The sequence below is a fragment of the Nocardiopsis changdeensis genome, from assembly GCF_018316655.1.
GTDB lineage: Bacteria > Actinomycetota > Actinomycetes > Streptosporangiales > Streptosporangiaceae > Nocardiopsis > Nocardiopsis changdeensis.
On record NZ_CP074133.1, the window covers coordinates 5,676,333 to 5,692,063 of the forward strand.

The 15,731-nt window shown below is 73.5% G+C and carries 18 protein-coding genes and 1 tRNA gene; 4 read left to right on the forward strand and 15 right to left on the reverse strand.

Annotation, left to right across the window (positions count from 1 at the left end; all coding sequences use genetic code 11):
- Positions 1 to 80 precede the first annotated feature (80 nt).
- Positions 81 to 914 (reverse strand): MurR/RpiR family transcriptional regulator, encoded by an 834-nt coding sequence (locus tag KGD84_RS25555; RefSeq protein WP_220562906.1) that lies wholly within the window; start codon positions 912 to 914, stop codon positions 81 to 83.
- Positions 915 to 1,066: 152 nt separating this feature from the next.
- Between KGD84_RS25555 and KGD84_RS25560 the strand changes: the two genes are divergently transcribed.
- Positions 1,067 to 2,320: a metal-dependent hydrolase family protein gene (locus tag KGD84_RS25560; protein WP_220562907.1), complete on the forward strand. Its 1,254-nt coding sequence runs from the start codon at positions 1,067 to 1,069 to the stop codon at positions 2,318 to 2,320.
- A gap of 76 nt (positions 2,321 to 2,396) precedes the next feature.
- On the opposite strand, the gene amaP is transcribed toward KGD84_RS25560, so the two are convergent.
- The 8 genes from amaP to purU form a co-directional block, all read right to left on the reverse strand.
- Positions 2,397 to 2,987 carry an alkaline shock response membrane anchor protein AmaP gene (gene amaP, locus KGD84_RS25565; protein ID WP_220562908.1) on the reverse strand — a complete coding sequence of 197 codons (591 nt, stop codon included), beginning with the start codon at positions 2,985 to 2,987 and terminating at the stop codon, positions 2,397 to 2,399.
- 2 nt (positions 2,988 to 2,989) lie between these two features.
- The gene (locus tag KGD84_RS25570; RefSeq protein WP_220562909.1) at positions 2,990 to 3,595 is read right to left on the reverse strand and encodes a DUF6286 domain-containing protein; all 606 of its coding nucleotides are present in this window, start codon (positions 3,593 to 3,595) and stop codon (positions 2,990 to 2,992) included.
- Between the two features lie 86 nt (positions 3,596 to 3,681).
- Positions 3,682 to 4,053: an Asp23/Gls24 family envelope stress response protein gene (locus KGD84_RS25575; protein ID WP_220562910.1), complete on the reverse strand. Its 372-nt coding sequence runs from the start codon at positions 4,051 to 4,053 to the stop codon at positions 3,682 to 3,684.
- Positions 4,054 to 4,064: 11 nt separating this feature from the next.
- Positions 4,065 to 4,238, reverse strand: coding sequence for a hypothetical protein (locus tag KGD84_RS25580; RefSeq protein WP_220562911.1), 174 nt, complete (start codon positions 4,236 to 4,238; stop codon positions 4,065 to 4,067).
- A 24-nt stretch (positions 4,239 to 4,262) separates the two neighbouring features.
- Positions 4,263 to 4,586: a hypothetical protein gene (locus KGD84_RS25585; RefSeq protein ID WP_220562912.1), complete on the reverse strand. Its 324-nt coding sequence runs from the start codon at positions 4,584 to 4,586 to the stop codon at positions 4,263 to 4,265.
- A gap of 2 nt (positions 4,587 to 4,588) precedes the next feature.
- Complete coding sequence (locus KGD84_RS25590; RefSeq protein ID WP_220562913.1) at positions 4,589 to 5,074, reverse strand: Asp23/Gls24 family envelope stress response protein; 486 nt, start codon at positions 5,072 to 5,074, stop codon at positions 4,589 to 4,591.
- Positions 5,075 to 5,132: 58 nt separating this feature from the next.
- Positions 5,133 to 5,333: a CsbD family protein gene (locus KGD84_RS25595; protein ID WP_220562914.1), complete on the reverse strand. Its 201-nt coding sequence runs from the start codon at positions 5,331 to 5,333 to the stop codon at positions 5,133 to 5,135.
- A 279-nt stretch (positions 5,334 to 5,612) separates the two neighbouring features.
- Positions 5,613 to 6,497 (reverse strand): formyltetrahydrofolate deformylase, encoded by an 885-nt coding sequence (gene purU / locus KGD84_RS25600; protein WP_220562915.1) that lies wholly within the window; start codon positions 6,495 to 6,497, stop codon positions 5,613 to 5,615.
- Positions 6,498 to 6,712: 215 nt separating this feature from the next.
- Between purU and KGD84_RS25605 the strand changes: the two genes are divergently transcribed.
- Positions 6,713 to 7,951 carry an alanine racemase gene (locus KGD84_RS25605; RefSeq protein ID WP_220562916.1) on the forward strand — a complete coding sequence of 413 codons (1,239 nt, stop codon included), beginning with the start codon at positions 6,713 to 6,715 and terminating at the stop codon, positions 7,949 to 7,951.
- 81 nt (positions 7,952 to 8,032) lie between these two features.
- On the opposite strand, the gene KGD84_RS25610 is transcribed toward KGD84_RS25605, so the two are convergent.
- Together KGD84_RS25610 and KGD84_RS25615 are read right to left on the reverse strand one after the other, a co-directional pair.
- A complete protein-coding gene (locus KGD84_RS25610) occupies positions 8,033 to 8,431 on the reverse strand; it encodes a DUF3618 domain-containing protein (RefSeq protein WP_220562917.1) in 399 nt (132 codons plus the stop codon).
- A 17-nt stretch (positions 8,432 to 8,448) separates the two neighbouring features.
- Entirely contained in the window at positions 8,449 to 9,570 is a 1,122-nt protein-coding gene (locus KGD84_RS25615) for a CDP-alcohol phosphatidyltransferase family protein (protein WP_220562918.1), read from the reverse strand.
- A 205-nt stretch (positions 9,571 to 9,775) separates the two neighbouring features.
- Between KGD84_RS25615 and bcp the strand changes: the two genes are divergently transcribed.
- A complete protein-coding gene (bcp, locus tag KGD84_RS25620) occupies positions 9,776 to 10,258 on the forward strand; it encodes a thioredoxin-dependent thiol peroxidase (protein ID WP_220562919.1) in 483 nt (160 codons plus the stop codon).
- A 102-nt stretch (positions 10,259 to 10,360) separates the two neighbouring features.
- A tRNA-Leu gene (locus tag KGD84_RS25625) sits at positions 10,361 to 10,435 on the forward strand.
- A 40-nt stretch (positions 10,436 to 10,475) separates the two neighbouring features.
- Here KGD84_RS25625 and KGD84_RS25630 read toward each other — a convergent pair.
- From KGD84_RS25630 to KGD84_RS25645, 4 genes are all read right to left on the reverse strand, one after another.
- Positions 10,476 to 11,699 (reverse strand): serine/threonine-protein kinase, encoded by a 1,224-nt coding sequence (locus tag KGD84_RS25630; RefSeq protein WP_255646808.1) that lies wholly within the window; start codon positions 11,697 to 11,699, stop codon positions 10,476 to 10,478.
- 361 nt (positions 11,700 to 12,060) lie between these two features.
- Positions 12,061 to 13,407, reverse strand: a complete 1,347-nt coding sequence (locus tag KGD84_RS25635) for a M16 family metallopeptidase (protein WP_220562921.1) — start codon at positions 13,405 to 13,407, stop codon at positions 12,061 to 12,063.
- Positions 13,408 to 13,442: 35 nt separating this feature from the next.
- The gene (locus KGD84_RS25640; RefSeq protein WP_220562922.1) at positions 13,443 to 14,798 is read right to left on the reverse strand and encodes a M16 family metallopeptidase; all 1,356 of its coding nucleotides are present in this window, start codon (positions 14,796 to 14,798) and stop codon (positions 13,443 to 13,445) included.
- A gap of 123 nt (positions 14,799 to 14,921) precedes the next feature.
- Positions 14,922 to 15,605 (reverse strand): hypothetical protein, encoded by a 684-nt coding sequence (locus KGD84_RS25645; protein WP_220562923.1) that lies wholly within the window; start codon positions 15,603 to 15,605, stop codon positions 14,922 to 14,924.
- Positions 15,606 to 15,731 lie beyond the last annotated feature (126 nt).

The following is a 15,731-nucleotide window of genomic DNA, read 5'->3' on the forward strand; positions in this document are numbered from 1 at the left end:
ACTTATTGCATTCGAGGTGACCCTGATCACATCACGTGGTTCCGTGTCCCATCGCCGCAGGTGGCCCGCCCCGCGGCCGCTCAGAAGAGCTCCGTCTCCTCCCACAGGCGCTCGGTGTCGCGCACCGCGCGCAGCACCCGCTCGCCCCCGATCCGGGCCAGCTCGGCCAGGACCGCGTGGATCACCGACATCGCCGGGGTCAGCGAGGGGAACATCCCCACGCCCTCACTGGGGACCAGCAGCACGTGGGCGGCCCCCTGCGCCAGCGGGGAGTCGCGGCGGTCGGTGATCACCGCCACCGGCACGGACCGCCCCGCCGCCACCCGGGCCGCCGAGCGCAGCGCGGTCGGCAGCCGCCACAGGTCGCAGGCCAGGAACAGGTCCTCCGGGCCCATCCGCGCCAGTGCGCTGACCAGCGCGGTCCCGCCCACCTCGAAGCGCACCACGTCGTACCCCATGATCCCCGCGGCGTGCGCGAGCTGCAGTCCCGGGGCCGCGAACGTGCCCGAGCCCACCACCCCGGTCCGGCGGGCGCCGTGGATGGCCGCGGCCAGGGCGCGCACCCGGTCCGGCTCGATCGTCGCCTCCAGGCCCCGCAGCCCCTCCCGGTCCGCCCGGAACGCGGCCTGCACGGGGTCCGCGTCGGACCCGGCGTGCTCGGCCAGGACCTCGCCCGCGCTGAGCGAGGCCAGGTAGCGGGAGCGCAGCTCCAGCCGGAGCGCCGGCCAGCCGGAGAACCCGAGCGTCTGCGCGGCCCTCACCACGGTCGCGACGTTCACGCCGGCCCGTTCGGCCACCTCCGCCGTACTGGCGTAGGAGGCGAACTTCTGCTCGTCCCGGAGCACCCGGACCACGCGCTCGGCGGCCCGGCCGAGCCGGCCGCCCCCCAGCGCGGCCTCGATCCAGTCCGCCATCGCACCTCCGTCCGGGCCGCCCGCCGGACCCCCCGGCGGGCGTGCCGCTCCCCCAAGCGATACCACCACCCGGGCACCGGACCGCAAAGGATGCAACATATATTGCATATAAGGCGTGGGTCACACGCCGGACCGCTCCACCGGAGGTATCCATGACACGCCCGTCCCGCCCGACGACCCTCTTCACCGGCGCAGGCCTGCTCGACCCCGGGGCCGGGACCCGCACCCCCGGCTGGCTCCTGGTCGAGGACGGCCGCATCGCGCGCAGCGGCGGCGACCCGGCCCCCGAGGTCGGCGACGCGGTCGAGGTCGTCGACCTGGGAGGGGCCACCCTCATGCCCGGGCTCATCGACGCCCACGTCCACCCGACCGCCTTCAGCGCCGACCTGGGCGCGGCCATGGACCACTCGCCCTCCTACGTCGCCGCCTACGCGGCCCGCTCCCTCAACGACATGCTCCGCCGCGGCTTCACGACCGTCCGCGACGTCGCCGGGGGCGACTGGGGGCTGGCCCGGGCCGTCGACGAGGGGCTCGTCGACGGCCCCCGGCTGATGTTCGGCGGCAAGGCGCTGTCCCAGACCGGCGGCCACGGCGACTTCCGGGGCCCCGGCCGCCAGGGCAACGGCACCCACGCCTGCTGCCCCGGGGCGGGCCTCGTCTGCGACGGCCCCACCGAGTTCCGCCGCGCGGCCCGCGAGCAGCTGCGCACCGGGGCCCACCACCTCAAGATCATGCTCTCCGGCGGCGTCGCCTCGCCCACCGACCGCATCGACTCCACCCAGTCCTCCGAGGACGAGATCCGCGCCGTGGTGGAGGAGGCCGAGGCGGCCAACCGCTACGTCACGGGCCACGCCTACACCGCCCGCGCGGTCAACCGCGGCCTGCGCCTGGGCGTGCGCTGCATCGAGCACGGCAACCTCATCGACGAGAGCAGCATCGAGCTGTTCCTGGAGCACGACGCCTTCCTGGTGCCCACCCTCGTCACCTACCGGGAGCTCGCCCGGCGGGGCGAGCAGGAGGGGCTGCCCCCCGAGAGCCGGGCGAAGGTCGACACGGTGCTGGCCCGGGGGCTGGACGCCCTGCGCGCGGCCCACGAGGCGGGGGTGAACCTGGTCTTCGGCAGCGACCTGCTCGGGGGCATGCAGGACCGGCAGAGCGAGGAGTTCGCCATCCGCGGCACGGTGCAGCCCGCCGCGGACGTCCTGCGCGCGGCCACCGTGAACGCCGCCCGCCTGCTCGGCCTGGAGGGAGAGGTCGGCACACTGCGCGAGGGCGCCCGCGCCGACCTCATCGTGGTCGACGGCGATCCGCTGGCCGACATCTCGGTGCTCGCCGACCCCGCGCGCACCATCCGCACCGTCCTGCGGGACGGCCTGGTCCGCCACCGGCGCGCCGACTCCCTCTGACACCGCGGGCCGACGCGGTCCCGCCACGGCACGGGCCGGCCCCGCCCCCGGCGGGGGCGGGGCCGGCCCACCGCGGTCAGGCGAGGCTGCGTCGGGGGTTCTTGGCCGGGGCGGTCATGGACATGCGGACCACCGCCGGGATGCTCTCCAGCTCCAGGGAGCGGCGCAGGTCGGCCAGCGCCTCGGAGCGCACCCGCCGCCACACGCCGGCGACGTCGGCGTCGTCGTCCAGGGTCAGCGCCAGCCGCAGGTGGGGCGCCTCGGCCGACTCGGTGAGGCGGGCCCGCGCCCGGCGCACGCCCGGGTAGTCGGCGACCTCCTGCTCCAGCGCGCTGCGCGCGACGCTCTCGGGCAGCTCCACCCGGCCCTCGGCGCCGCGTTCCAGCACCAGGCGGCCGACGGTGTCGTCGAACCCCTGCACCAGCAGCCACCGCAGCGCCAGGAACGCGGCGACGAACGCCACCGCCACCACCGCGTACGGCATCCAGCCGGCGGCCAGGAGGCCCCGGACCGTGTCGTTGAGCAGGGCGCCCCCGGCCACGTCCGCGCCGAACACCCCGCGTCCGGCCGCGAACGCCGCGGCGCCGGCCGCCAGCAGCACGATCCCCACCAGCAGCAGTCCCTGCCGGTTGCCCCGGGCCGACCTGCGTGCCCTGTTCCGTGCCATGGTCACCCCTCCGCGTAACGGACGTGGGTGGCGATCCGCAGGCTGCGCAGCGGCGCCAGCTCCTCCAGCCGCCGCTCCACGGCGGCGGTGACCTCCGCCGGCAGCTCCGGCGCCTCGCGCATCCCGGTGCGCACCTGCACCCGGATACGGCTGCCGCGCACGTGCACCCCCACCTGGTCGACGCCGCTGACGTCCTGGGCGGCGGCGGCCACCGCCCGGCGCAGGGCACTGCGGGTCATGCCGACGACCAGCGCCGGGTCGTCGGTGCGCAGCGCCGTCCAGTGCCCGCGCCCCGGCGCGAGCGCGGCCACGATCAGCACGAGCCCGATCAGGGCCAGCAGCGCGGACGCGATCTGCACCGACGGCTGCGACCACGTGGTGGCCTGCGCGTACTCCGTCGCGGTCCCGACGGGGAACAGTCCCAGCGGGCTGCCCGCCAGCGCCGCGATCACCTCGGCCGCGGCGAGGACCGCGACGACGAGGATCACGAACCCGGTGATCACCGCGGGCCATGACCGGCGGGGGCGGAACGTGTGGACGGCCACTCTCCTGGCCTTCCGGTCGACCCCCTGGTCGGGACGGCCGAGCACCTCTTCCACGGTGGTCATCACAACTCCTAGTACGGCGGTCCCCGACCGGGCCGGAAGGGCGTGCCCCTCCCGGCCCGCCGTCGCGGAGCGGTGGAACGGCGCGGTCAGCGCACCGTTTCGGCGATCTCGATGTCGATGTGGTGGACCTGCTTGCCGGTGACGTGCTCCACCCGCTCCCGGACCCGGGAGCGGACGAGCGCGGCGATCCGGCGCACGGGTTCGGGATAGTCCACGCGGATCCTCAGGCGCAGCAGGACGACGTCCCCGCTCACCCGGGCGCGCACCGCCCGGCCCCGGCTCGCCGCCCCCGCCCCGGCCACCTCGTCCACGGCGCGGGCGGCCGTCTTCTCGACGACCCCGTTCGCGATGTCCGTGCGCCCGCCGGGGTCGCGCAGCTCCCCGTCGCGGACGTGCCGCCCCCGGACGGCGGTGTGCTCCCGCTGCCGGGGGACGTCCTGTGTGCGTGTTCCCACCATGGCCGCGCCCGTCAGGCCGAACGCCGCGAGAACATCTCGCTCAGGTCGACGTCGCCCTCCATGGCCCGGCCCGCGACGAATCCGGCCAGGCCCAGGACCAGCACGAGCGCGAAGGCCACGAACCCGCCGAACGCGCCCGCCAACCCCAGCACCGTCCCGTAGGACAGTCCGACTATGGGCCACATGGCATCCCCCTTCATGTCCAGCGCTCATCTCGTTTGCGGTCGGGTCCGGGTGCCCGCCGCCCCGGCGACCACGTCCTCCACGCTGACGTGGACGGCGCGGCCGCCGGCGACCGGGGCGAGCGCCCTGCGGAGCTCGCCCGCGATCTCGGGCAGCGGCCGCCCGAAGTGGACCACGACGCCGACCTCGACGGTGTCCGGACGCACCGCCACCCCCCGGACGCGGCCGCCCGGAACGGGTGTGGACAGCGTCCCGAACGACCCCGCGGACAGTTCGACCACGTCCGGGGACCCCAGGGCCGCCCGGGCCACCCGCCGGGCGATCTCCCCCGGCTCGTCGACGCCGCCCATCACTACTGGACCCTGGGTGAGGAGTCCGCGCCGCCGCCGTCGCCGCGCGCGGACTCGCCGTCGTCGTCATCGGGCAGGTGGATGTCGTCCACCCTGATGTTGATCTCGGTGACCTCGAGACCGGTCATCTTCTCGATGGCGTTGGTGACGTTGCGGCGCACGGCCGCGGCGAGTTCCTGGATGGCGGTGCCGTACTCGACGACGACGTCGATGTCGACGGCGGTCTGCCGCTCCCCGACCTCGACGGACACGCCGCGGGCCACCGACCCCTTGTCCCCGCCGCCGGTGACGGCGTCCCTGACGGCCCCCATGGCGCGGGCGGCGCCGCCGCCCATGGCGTACACGCCGCCGATCTCACGGGCGGCCATGCCCGCGATCTTGGCGACCACGCCGTCCGCGATGTGGGTGTGGCCGCCCTCCGCGGCCCCTCCCCGCCGGTCCGCCTCGCGGGCGCCCGGCACCCTGGCCTCGGTCCTGGTATCCGACACTGGTCCCCCTACGCAGTGTGCAGACGAGCCCGTTCGGGCTCCGGTCGTATGGGCGGCGTCAGCGCTTGAAGACGTTCTTGATCTTCTCGCCGGCGTTCTCGACCGCCTCCTCCGCCTTGGCCTTGGCCTTGTCGGCGGTGTCCTTGGCGCGCGCCTTGGCCTGGTCGGCCTTGCCCTCGGCCTCCTTGGACCGGTCGCCGGCCGCCTTGCCGTAGGCCTCCTTGGCCTTGCCGCCCAGGTCGTCGAAGTGCTTGCCCATGTGTGTTCACGCCCCTTCGCCCGGGAGTTCCGTCCCGGGGTTTCGGACCGAAACCCGCGCCCCGTCTTCCCCGGGGACCGAACGGGTTTCGAACTAGATCACACCATATACACACTCTGGGTAGCCAACAAGGCACTCGGAGTAAGGTTTTGTGCGACAGAACAGGTAACGTCATCCCCATCCCTGCCCCAAAGACCACCCGGGAACCCTGTCACGGGCAGAAAACGAAGGGGCGCCCGAAGGCGCCCCTGGAACGTCCGAAACCGGCCGCGGACCGTCTCACCCGAAGACGACGGTCTTGTCCCCGTTGAGGAGGACCCGCCGCTGGGCGTGCCAGTTGACGGCGCGGGCCAGCGCCACCGACTCCAGGTCGCGGCCGATCTCGGTGAGCTTCTCGGGGCTGTCGGTGTGGTCCACCCGGGCCACCTCCTGCTCGATGATCGGCCCCTCGTCGAGGTCGGCGGTGACGTAGTGGGCGGTGGCGCCGATGAGCTTCACACCGCGCGCGTGCGCCTGGTGGTAGGGCCGGGCGCCCTTGAAGCTCGGCAGGAACGAGTGGTGGATGTTGATGATCCGCCCCGACATCTTGGTGCACAGCTTCTCGGACAGCACCTGCATGTACCGGGCCAGCACCACCAGGTCGACGTCGTAGGAGCCGACCAGCTCCAGCAGCCGGGCCTCCTGCTCGCCCTTGGTCTGCGGGGTCACCGGCAGGTGGTGGAAGTCCACCCCGTAGGAGTCGGCCAGGAACTCCAGGTCCGGGTGGTTGGAGACCACCGCGGCGATGTCGATGTCCAGCAGGCCGCTGCGGTGGCGGTAGAGCAGGTCGTTGAGGCAGTGCCCGAACTTGGAGACCATCACGATCATGCGGGGGCGCACGTCGCGCGGGCTGAGCGTCCACTCCACGGAGGTCCCGCCGGCGCCGCCGAAGTCCCCGGCCAGCGCCGCGAAGGCGCCGCGCAGGTCGTCCTCGCCGACGACCCCCCGCCCGCCCGCCTCGGCCACGAACTGCATGCGCAGGAAGAAGCGGCCGGTGTAGTGGTCGCCGTACTGCTGGCTCTCGGTGATGTTGCAGCCGTGGTCGGAGAGCAGGTTGGCCACCGCCGCGACGATGCCGCGGCTGTCGGGGCACGCCAGGGTCAGGATGTACTCGCGCTCGCTCATGGAGAGAAAACCGTTTCTGGGGTCGGACCGGCCGTACGGCCGTGACGTCCCAGGATATCCGCCACGGGGCGTCGCGGGGGCCCGGTCCGGAAGCGGTGGCGACCGGCACGGCCGGCTCGGACGCGCCCCCGGGCACGGCGGGGCGATTCCGGCGGACCACACGATTTCCGCCCAGGGAATATGAAAAGTATTCATGTTCTGGCATTCTCGGAGGCATGACAAGCCTGCGTGAGAAGTACGAGGCCGCGACGCGCGAACTCCAGGCCCCCTTCGCCGTGGTCGACCTGGCCGCCTTCCGCGCCAACGCGGCCGCCCTCACCGGCCGCGCGCACGGCAGGCCCATCCGGGTCGCCAGCAAGTCGGTGCGCTGCCGCGAGCTGATGCGCACCGTGCTGGAGACGCCCGGCTACGAGGGTGTCATGGCCTTCACCCTGCCCGAGGCGCTCTGGCTCGCCCAGGGGGACCCCGGCGGCCCCCTCGGCCGCGACATCCTGGTCGCCTACCCCACCGCCGACACCGGGGCCCTGGCCCGCCTGGCCGCCGACCCCGCGGCCTTGGGCTCCGTCACCCTCATGGTCGACGACACCGCCCACCTGGACCTCGTCTCCCGGGCCGTGGCCGCCGCCGAGCGCGACGGCACCCGGCCCTCCGACGCGCCCCCCGTCCGGGTCTGCCTGGACATCGACACCAGCTGGCAGCCGCTCGGCCCGCGGGTGCGCATCGGCAGCCTGCGCTCGCCCGTGCGCACCCCCGCGCAGGCCGCGGCCCTGGCCCGCGCCGTGGTGCGCCGTCCCGAGCTGCACCTGGACGGGATCATGGCCTACGAGGCGCAGATCGCCGGGGTCGGCGACGCCCCGCCCGGGCGCCCCCTCTTCGGCCGCGTCCTGCGCGCCGTCCAGCACCGCTCCGCCGTCGAACTGGCCAAGCGCCGCGCCGCCATCGTCCGCGCGGTCCGCGAGGTCGCCCCGCTCCGCTTCGTCAACGGCGGCGGCACCGGCAGCCTGCACACCACCGGCCGGGAGAAGGCCGTCACCGAGCTCGGCGCCGGGTCCGGCCTGTACCACCCGCACCTCTTCGACTACTACAGCGCCTTCCGGGGCCGACCGGCCGCCCTGTTCGCGCTGCCCGTCGTGCGCCGCCCCGCCCGCGGCGCGGTGACCGCGCTGGGCGGCGGCTACCTCGCCTCCGGGCCCGCGGACCCCCTGCGCCTGCCCGTCCCCCACCTGCCGGCCGGGCTGTCCTACAGCGCCAACGAGGGGGCCGGCGAGGTGCAGACCCCGCTGCTGGGCGCCGCGGCCGACACGCTGGAGATCGGCGACCGGGTGTGGATGCGCCACACCAAGGCCGGCGAGCTGTGCGAGCGATTCGACACCCTGCACCTCATCGACTCCGACACCGGCGCCTACGTGCGCGCCGTCCCCACCTACCGGGGCGAGGGCCGGACCTTCCTGTGAGAGGGGCCCGCGAAAACGCCGGAGGGGCCCGCGCCACGGGCGCGGGCCCCTCCTTTCCGTTCGTCCGTGCGTCCGCCGGACCTACGCGCGCCTGCGCCGCGCGATCAGGGCCACCACACCGACCGCGATCACCGCGCCGACGCCCACCGCGAGGATCACGGCCTCGGGGGGCAGCCGCCTGCGCGACTGGTAGGTGGTCACGACCTCCTCGTCGCCCCTGAGGAGGATGCTGCCCTCCTCGGGCTCGACCAGGTGGCTCTCCACCCGCACCGCGCCGCCGCCGACGACCAGGGCCCGTGCCTCGTCCAGGATCCGGCCGCCCGTCTCCTTGGCCTTCGCGACCTGGCGCCGCGCGATGTTCGCGGGCTTGGCCGTGACCACCAACTCGTCGATGGTCTCGGCGAGTCGCCGCTGCTCGCGGTTGATCTCGGCCTCGATCTCGGCCGGGGTCCGGCGCGGTTCGGTATCGCCTGCCGCCATCTGGGCCGCCTCTCTCATTAGCGCAGAGTCGTGTGAGATCCCGTGTCCGAGCCGGTGTCCCGGCCCTCGTCCTCCGCGCCGTCGGACGGACCGGAGAATCTCAGCGCGCCGTCGATTCCGTCGACCACGCGGAAGAAGTCCCGCGTGGACAACCACAGTTTATAGATGATGGCGATCTCGAACGCGAGGAGCAAAACACCCGCCACCGCGGTGATCCAGCCGATAGCGGACGGGGCGCCCGCCAGCGCGGCCACCACCGGGGCGACCACGAACACCGCCATCTGGAACTCGATGCCGCCGACCAGGTGGGTGCGCACCCGGCGCGCGTTGAGCGCCGACCAGAACCGCTGGTACCAGGGGAAGCGCGTACGGAACTCCTGGTGCAGGTCCACCTTGGGCAGGGTCAGGTCCGGCTGCTTGCCCGCCGTGCGCCGGTTGCGGTTCTCCCGCTCGGTCTGGGTGCGCAGGATGTCCTCCAGCACCGAGATGCCGTGCCGCAGCACCGCCTGCTCGCCGCCGTCGCTCATGGTGCGCCCGCCCGCGCCGGTCGCCGCGGAGGTGTCGTCCTCGTCCGGGCCCAGCATCGACAGGGTCGCCCGCGCCCGCTCCAGCGCCGCCGCCAGGTGCGAGCGCATCTCGCGGCGCACCTTGTACACCTGGAGCGCGTTGAGGTAGCGCAGCATGTCCAGGAACACCACGGCCAGGGCCAGCCACACGAACCACACCGGGTCCGCGCCCGGGTCGGCCTCCTCGGCCACCACGTACTGGCCGCCCATCAGGGCCACCACGCACACCAGCACCCGGAACCGGTCGGTCACGTAGTCCACCCAGGCGCCGAACACCGACTCGGTGCCGGTCAGCCGGGCCAGCTTGCCGTCCATGCAGTCCACCAGGAACGACAGGTAGTACAGGACCGCGCCCAGCAGCAGGAACTCCCGGTAGCCCAGGGCGAAGCACACCGCCGCGCCCAGGCCCAGGAAGAGCGCCAGCACCGTCAGCTGGTTGGGGGTGACGGAGGTACGGTTGGCGATCGGCCGCACCAGGCGGACCGCGATCGGGTCCACGAGGTACACCGTCCACCAGGAATCGCGCTCCTTGAGCGTGCGGTCCCTGACCTCGTCGAGCGTGAATGCAGGCATCGGTGCCGAGACTCCCAACCGACCAATCGTGAAGTGCGTCAACAATAGGTGATCGAACCGCCGCCCGATCCCAAAGCGTATGAACCGAACCGGAATCGCAACCGAAGCACGGGACTCCTCCGGCCCCGACACCACAGGGTCGTTAGTGTTGTCGGCGAGGCAGACCGGGGCCGCACCGGCGCCCGGCGACAGAGAGGAATCCCACGTGAGCGACCCCATCCGGCTGGAGCCCGGCGACCAGGCCCCCGACTTCACCCTGGAGGACGCCGACGGTGAGTCCGTGACGCTCAGCGAGGTCCTGGCCCGGACCGGCAAGAGCGTCGTGCTCTACTTCTACCCCGCCGCCATGACACCCGGCTGCACCACCGAGGCCTGCGACTTCCGCGACAACCTCCGCGACTTCGACGCCGCCGGCTTCACCGTCATCGGGGTGTCCCCCGACACCACGGACAAGCTGGCGAAGTTCCGCGACAAGGAGGGCCTGACCTTCACCCTCGTCGGCGACCCCGGCAAGGAGACCCTGCGGGCCTACGGCGCCTTCGGGGAGAAGAAGAACTACGGCCGCCTCGTCCAGGGCGTCATCCGCTCCACGGTGATCGTCGGCCCCGACGGCAAGGTCGCCAAGGCCTTCTACAACGTGAAGGCCACCGGCCACGTCGACCGCGTCAAGAAGGAGCTGGGCGTCTGACCGGCCCCTCCGGCCCGCCCAGCCGCGGGGTCGCGGAGTCCCGCGGCCCGGCGGCCGGGTCCCCCGCCGATCCCGGTACAGTTGTGCCCACGGGCACGCCCGGGGGCCGTAGTCCAATTGGCAGGAGACGCCAGCTTTAGGTGCTGTACAGTGCGGGTTCGAGTCCCGCCGGCCCCACCCACTCGGGACGCCCCCGCTCGGGGGCGCCCGCTCCGCGTCAGCGGCCCAGCAGGGCCCACAGGACGATCGCCAGCAGCACCAGCACGCCCACCGCCACCGCGGCGACCCGGGCCGGGGCGCCCGCACCGGTCCTGCCGGCGTGCCGCCCGGGGTTGGTGAGCCCCAGGGTGTCGGTGGACTCGCGCAGCGAGGCCACGAACGCGCTCATCGCCTCCGGGCTGTTGCGCAGCCGGTCGCTGATGTTCTCGGCCAGCACCCGGCCGCCCGCCTTGAAGTGCTCCCGGGCCGACTCGCGCTGCTCGGGGACCGCGGCCCCCGCCTCCCCGGCGCCCTCGCCGGCCTTCTCCGCGGTGGCCTCCCCGGACGCCGCCGGCTCCGCAGGCCCGGCGGCCATCGCGGCCTCGGGCGCGTCCGCGCGCTCGCCCTCCTCGGTGCTCCACGGGGCCAGCGCGGCGATGCGCAGCATCTTGGCGGCGTTGTCCGCGGTCAGCCGCTCGGCGGCCTCCACCTTGAGCAGGCCGGCCAGCGCCGGCGCCAGCGGGCCCGCCTTGGACGCCGGGGCGGGCTCCTCCAGCGGCTCCTGCCGCAGGATCTTGATGTAGCCCTTGCGGTCGTAGGGCGTGTGCCCCTCCACCGCCGCGTACAGGGTGGCGCCCAGCGACCACAGGTCCGAGGCCGGGCCGACCGGGCCCGCCTTGGCCCGCTCCGGCGACAGGTACGCCGGGGAGCCCACGATGCGGCCGGACTCGCTGAGCGCGGACTCGCCGTTCCACGCCGCCAGGCCGAAGTCGGTGAGCACCACGCGGCCGCCGCTGGTGATCATCACGTTGCCGGGCTTGACGTCGCGGTGCACGATGCCCTCGTTGTGCGCGACCTTCAGGGCGTCGATGAGCTGCAGCCCGATCTCGGCCACCCGCTGGTAGGGCAGCGGGCCGCCGACGTCGATGATCTCCTCCAGCGTGGAGGCCTCCAGCAGCTCCATGACGATCCACGGCCGGCCGTCCTCGTCGACCACGTCGAGGACCGTGATGAGGCTGGGGTGGCTCAGCCGCCCGGCCACGCGGGCCTCGCGGGTGGTGCGCTGGAGCAGGGACTCGCGGTCGGACCGGCTCAGGGATTCGGGGAGGCGCAGCTCCTTGACCGCGACCTCGCGGTCGATCACCAGGTCGACGGCGCGCCACACGGTCCCCACGCCGCCCCGGGCGATCTCCGAGACCAGCTGGTAGCGCCCCTTCAGCAGGCGCCCCTCAGGCGCGGCCACCGGGGCCTCCTGCGGATCCTGCGGGCGCCCGGAATCGGGCGCCGGCCCCGGGCGCTGTGTGTGGGGGTTGTCTAGGGAGGACACTGTTATCCACGGGTCCATTCACCGGCCATGGTGGCCTCCTGCGGAGCATTGCGGTCGCTGTCACCACGTAGGTGCACGGATCACTCGTTATACCAGCAGGACGTCGGGGCCCTGCCGGACGTTGCCATAACACCGGCACATAGGTTCGCTTTCGTTATGTCCGGGGAGAGCGAACCCATGCATCGCCGGCCCCTCCTTCACCCGTCCCGGGTCAGGAGGGGCCCACGTCCGGATGGGACGCGCCCGGAGGCGCATCGGTTCACCCGCGTCCCGGGTTTCACACCCAGAGCTCGTCGGGGGTGCGCACCTCGATCGGGCCGACGCCGGTCCCGGCGAGCGGGGAGCGCAGCCGCTCGGCGTCGCCGACGACGATCACCACGGCCTCCTCGGGGCGCAGGTACTCGACCGCGGCCGAGTCCAGGTCCTTCTTGGTGAGCCGCTCGTACCCGGCCCGGACGGTGTCCACGTGGTCGTCGGGCAGGTCGTGGACGACCATGTCCACCAGGGCCCCGGCCATCGAGCGGGCGGTGGAGTAGGTCACCGGCAGGCCGACCGTGTTGGCGTCGCGCACCGCGGTCAGCTCCTCCTCAGTGACCCCGCCCTCGCGCAGCTTCGCCACCTGCTCCAGGGAGGAGGTGATGGAGTGCGCGGTGGTGTCCGCCTCCACCTGCGCGGACATGAAGAACACCCCGCTGTCGCGGCGCAGGTCGAACCGCGCCCCGGCGCCGTAGGTGTAGCCCAGGCGCTCGCGCAGCTCCAGGTTGAGCCGGGAGGTGAACATGCCGCCCAGCACCTCGCCGATCCCCTCGGCGCGGGGCAGGTCCACCTGCGAGCGCGAGGGCGCCCGGTGCGCGATGACCAGGGCCGACTGCACCGATCCGGGGCGGTCGACGACCAGTACGCGGGGCAGCTCCCCGGGCGGCGGCGCGGGCTCGGTGATGGTCCGCGCGGGCGCCGGCGCGGTGTCCCCGAACACGGTCTTGCCCAGCTCCACCAGGTCGACGCCGCTCAGGTCGCCGACCACCACCAGGGTGCCCGCGACGGAGGCCAGGGTGTCGGCGTGGTAGGCGGCGACGGCCTCGGGGGTGATGTCGGCCAGCTTGACCGGGCCGCCGGCCAGCGGAGTGGCGTAGCGGCCGGTGAACAGCTGCCCGCCGAGGCTGCGCATGGCCAGGGTGCTGGCGGTGGCGGCCTCCAGCCAGAAGCGCTCCAGCAGCTGCTCGCGGCGCCGGACGATGTCGTCGGGCACCAGCGCGGGGCGGCGCACCGCGTCGGCGAAGAGCCGGACGGCCTCGCCCAGGCGGCCCACCGGGACGTCCACGCCGGTGATGAACCCGTCCCAGTTGATGCGGGACACCCACTCGGCGCCGTGCCGCTCCAGGGCCGGGGCCAGGGAGCTGTTGCCGTCGGGGCCGTCCTCCAGCACCTCGCTGGTCAGGGCGCCCACGCCCATGGCGTCGAGCGGCTCGACCGCGCCGCCGTAGGGGTGCACCAGCCGCACGGAGGCGAGGTACTGGCCGGGGACGTCGATCGCGACGACCGTGCCGCCGCCGACGGTGATCCGCTCAGGCCGGGGAAAGGTGTAGGAAGCCGGGGTACCGAGGTCCGGGCGGTTCTGCGACATGCTCAGAGACTCTTTCTGTGGTGGCTCGGCGGGACTCAGGCGTCGGCGGCGTCGGCGGCCGCGGCGGAGGCCTGCGCCTCGGCCTCCAGCGCCTCGGCGGCGGCCGCGGGCTCGGGGTCGAACCGGACGACGAGCCTGTTCTCGTCGACGAGCAGCCGCTCGGCGGCGGCCCGCACCTCCTCGGCCGTGATGTCCTGCCACCGGGCCGGCCAGGTCAGGGCCAGCTCGGGGTCGTCGAACAGCTGCGTGCAGGAGCTGATCGCGTCGGCCAGCCCGGCGGGGCCGGAGATGGACTGCAGGTGGTCCCGCTCCAGGACCGCGCGCGCCCGGTCGAGCTCCTCCTCGGTGACGCCCTGCGCGACCTTGGCGACCTCGGCGAGGATCTCGGCCTCCAGGGTGTCGCCGTCCACGTTCTCGCGGGCGAGCATGTTCACCAGCAGCAGGCTGTCGGTGTAGCGGAACGGCAGGACGTCGGCGGCGGCGCCGCCGTCGTCGGCGGCGATGGGGCGGTCCACGACCAGGGACCGGTACAGGCGGCTGCCCTGGCCCTGGCCGAGCACGGCCGAGAGCAGGTGGGCGACGTCGAACCCGCGCTCGCCGTAGGCGGGGGCGCGGTAGCACAGGAACACCCCGGCGGCCGGGACGGTCTCCACGACCAGGTCGCGCAGCGGACCGCCCAGCGGGGCGCGCAGGACCGCGTCGGGGGCCTGCGGGACCACCTCGCGGGCCGGGATGTCCCCGAAGTACTTCTCCACCCGGGCCCGCACGTCCTCCGGGTCCAGCTCGCTGACCACGGTGATGACGCAGTTGTCCGGGCCGTAGTGGGCCTTGTGGAAGGACTTGACGTAGTCCAGGTCCGCCGCGTCCAGGTCGGCCATGGAGCCGATGGTCGGGTGGTGGTAGGGGTGGCCCTCGGGGTAGGCCAGGCGCAGGATGCGCTCCAGGGCGGTCCCGTAGGGCTGGTTGTCGTAGCGCTGGCGGCGCTCGTTCTTGACCACGTCGCGCTGGTTGTCCAGCACCTCCTGGGTCATCCCGTCGCGCAGGGTCGCCAGGCGGTCGGCCTCCAACCACAGGATCCGGTCCAGGGCGTGGGCGGGGACCGTCTCGTAGTAGTTGGTGCGGTCGCTCGAGGTGGAGGCGTTGATGTCGCCGCCCAGGCGCTCGATCTCCTCGAAGTGCTCGCCCTTGGCGACGTTGCCGCTGCCCTGGAACATCAGGTGCTCGAAGAGGTGGGCGAACCCGGTCCGGCCGGGCACCTCGTGGCGGGACCCGACCCCGTACCACAGGTTCACGGCCGCCACCTGGCCGGTGGAGGCGGGCGCGGTCACCAGGCGCATCCCGTTCTCCAGCCTGTACTGAACCAACCGTCCCGCCGCTCCGATGCCGGTCACCAGTGCATGCACCCCGATTCACGCCGTCGCCTGTAGCCGGTCACCGCGCCGAAGCGGTGACGACTACGACCCTACGGCCTCCGGACACCCGGTGGACACCCGAACAGGCGCACCGGCCCGGGATCAGTTGCTGTAGCCGTCGGTGTTCATCGAGGCCGCCACCTGGTCGTAGACGGCGCTGTACTGGGAGTCGGCCGACCACACGTAGAGCAGCACGTCGCTGATCGGCAGGAACCACATGCGCACTTCGAAGGTGTCGTCGTTGGCGCAGGTCACCCGCCACACGGAGTGGTGGGACTTGAGGTCGTTGGCGTGCGTGGTGAAGTCGGAGACCGTCAGCTCCGCACCGGAGACGCCGATACCGCCGGAGGCCGCGGTGTTGAGGCTGCGGCAGCTGCTCGTGTCGTCCGCCCAGCCGTCGTCCTTGGCGTGGGCGTCGCCCTTCTTGGGCCATTCCCGCGGGTTGTTCTCCGCGGCCCGCGGGGTGAGCCGGATGGACCCGTAGGCACAGGCGGCCTGCCCGGGCGGGCTGGCGCACAGGGTGCCGCCCTCGTTCTGGATCTCCCAGCCCTCGGGCATGTCGATCGTGATGCCGTCGATGGTCTGGGAGGCGAACCCCTCGGGACCGGGCGGTTCGACGGCCGGAACGACGCCGCTGGCGCCCATCTCCAGGCCGGACTCCTCGCCGCCGCCCTCGTCGGAACCCCCGGAGCAGGCCGTGAGCAGCAGCAGGGAGGCCGCCGCGGCCGCCGCTCCCGCGGCGCGCGCGCCGCGCGTCCGATCCCCTCGCCCGTGGATGCCCGCCATCGCCTCGTCCCTCTCAAGCCGTGCGTTCCGCCGGTCAGAACACAGTCGACCTTAGGGCATGTTCCGGTAATACTCACCCGTCGCGGGACGCCCGGGGACCTCTCCCCGCGCCGCGCGGACCGCCCC

Excerpts from the sequence above, each read along its gene's own strand:
- KGD84_RS25555 (WP_220562906.1), bottom strand. The coding sequence starts at position 914 with ATGGCGGACTGGATCGAGGCCGCGCTGGGGGGCGGCCGGCTCGGCCGG.
- KGD84_RS25560 (WP_220562907.1), top strand. The coding sequence starts at position 1,067 with ATGACACGCCCGTCCCGCCCGACGACCCTCTTCACCGGCGCAGGCCTG.
- amaP (WP_220562908.1), bottom strand. The coding sequence starts at position 2,987 with ATGGCACGGAACAGGGCACGCAGGTCGGCCCGGGGCAACCGGCAGGGA.
- KGD84_RS25570 (WP_220562909.1), bottom strand. The coding sequence starts at position 3,595 with ATGACCACCGTGGAAGAGGTGCTCGGCCGTCCCGACCAGGGGGTCGAC.
- KGD84_RS25575 (WP_220562910.1), bottom strand. The coding sequence starts at position 4,053 with ATGGTGGGAACACGCACACAGGACGTCCCCCGGCAGCGGGAGCACACC.
- KGD84_RS25580 (WP_220562911.1), bottom strand. The coding sequence starts at position 4,238 with ATGTGGCCCATAGTCGGACTGTCCTACGGGACGGTGCTGGGGTTGGCG.
- KGD84_RS25585 (WP_220562912.1), bottom strand. The coding sequence starts at position 4,586 with ATGGGCGGCGTCGACGAGCCGGGGGAGATCGCCCGGCGGGTGGCCCGG.
- KGD84_RS25595 (WP_220562914.1), bottom strand. The coding sequence starts at position 5,333 with ATGGGCAAGCACTTCGACGACCTGGGCGGCAAGGCCAAGGAGGCCTAC.
- purU (WP_220562915.1), bottom strand. The coding sequence starts at position 6,497 with ATGAGCGAGCGCGAGTACATCCTGACCCTGGCGTGCCCCGACAGCCGC.
- KGD84_RS25605 (WP_220562916.1), top strand. The coding sequence starts at position 6,713 with ATGACAAGCCTGCGTGAGAAGTACGAGGCCGCGACGCGCGAACTCCAG.
- KGD84_RS25610 (WP_220562917.1), bottom strand. The coding sequence starts at position 8,431 with ATGGCGGCAGGCGATACCGAACCGCGCCGGACCCCGGCCGAGATCGAG.
- KGD84_RS25615 (WP_220562918.1), bottom strand. The coding sequence starts at position 9,570 with ATGCCTGCATTCACGCTCGACGAGGTCAGGGACCGCACGCTCAAGGAG.
- KGD84_RS25635 (WP_220562921.1), bottom strand. The coding sequence starts at position 13,407 with ATGTCGCAGAACCGCCCGGACCTCGGTACCCCGGCTTCCTACACCTTT.
- KGD84_RS25645 (WP_220562923.1), bottom strand. The coding sequence starts at position 15,605 with ATGGCGGGCATCCACGGGCGAGGGGATCGGACGCGCGGCGCGCGCGCC.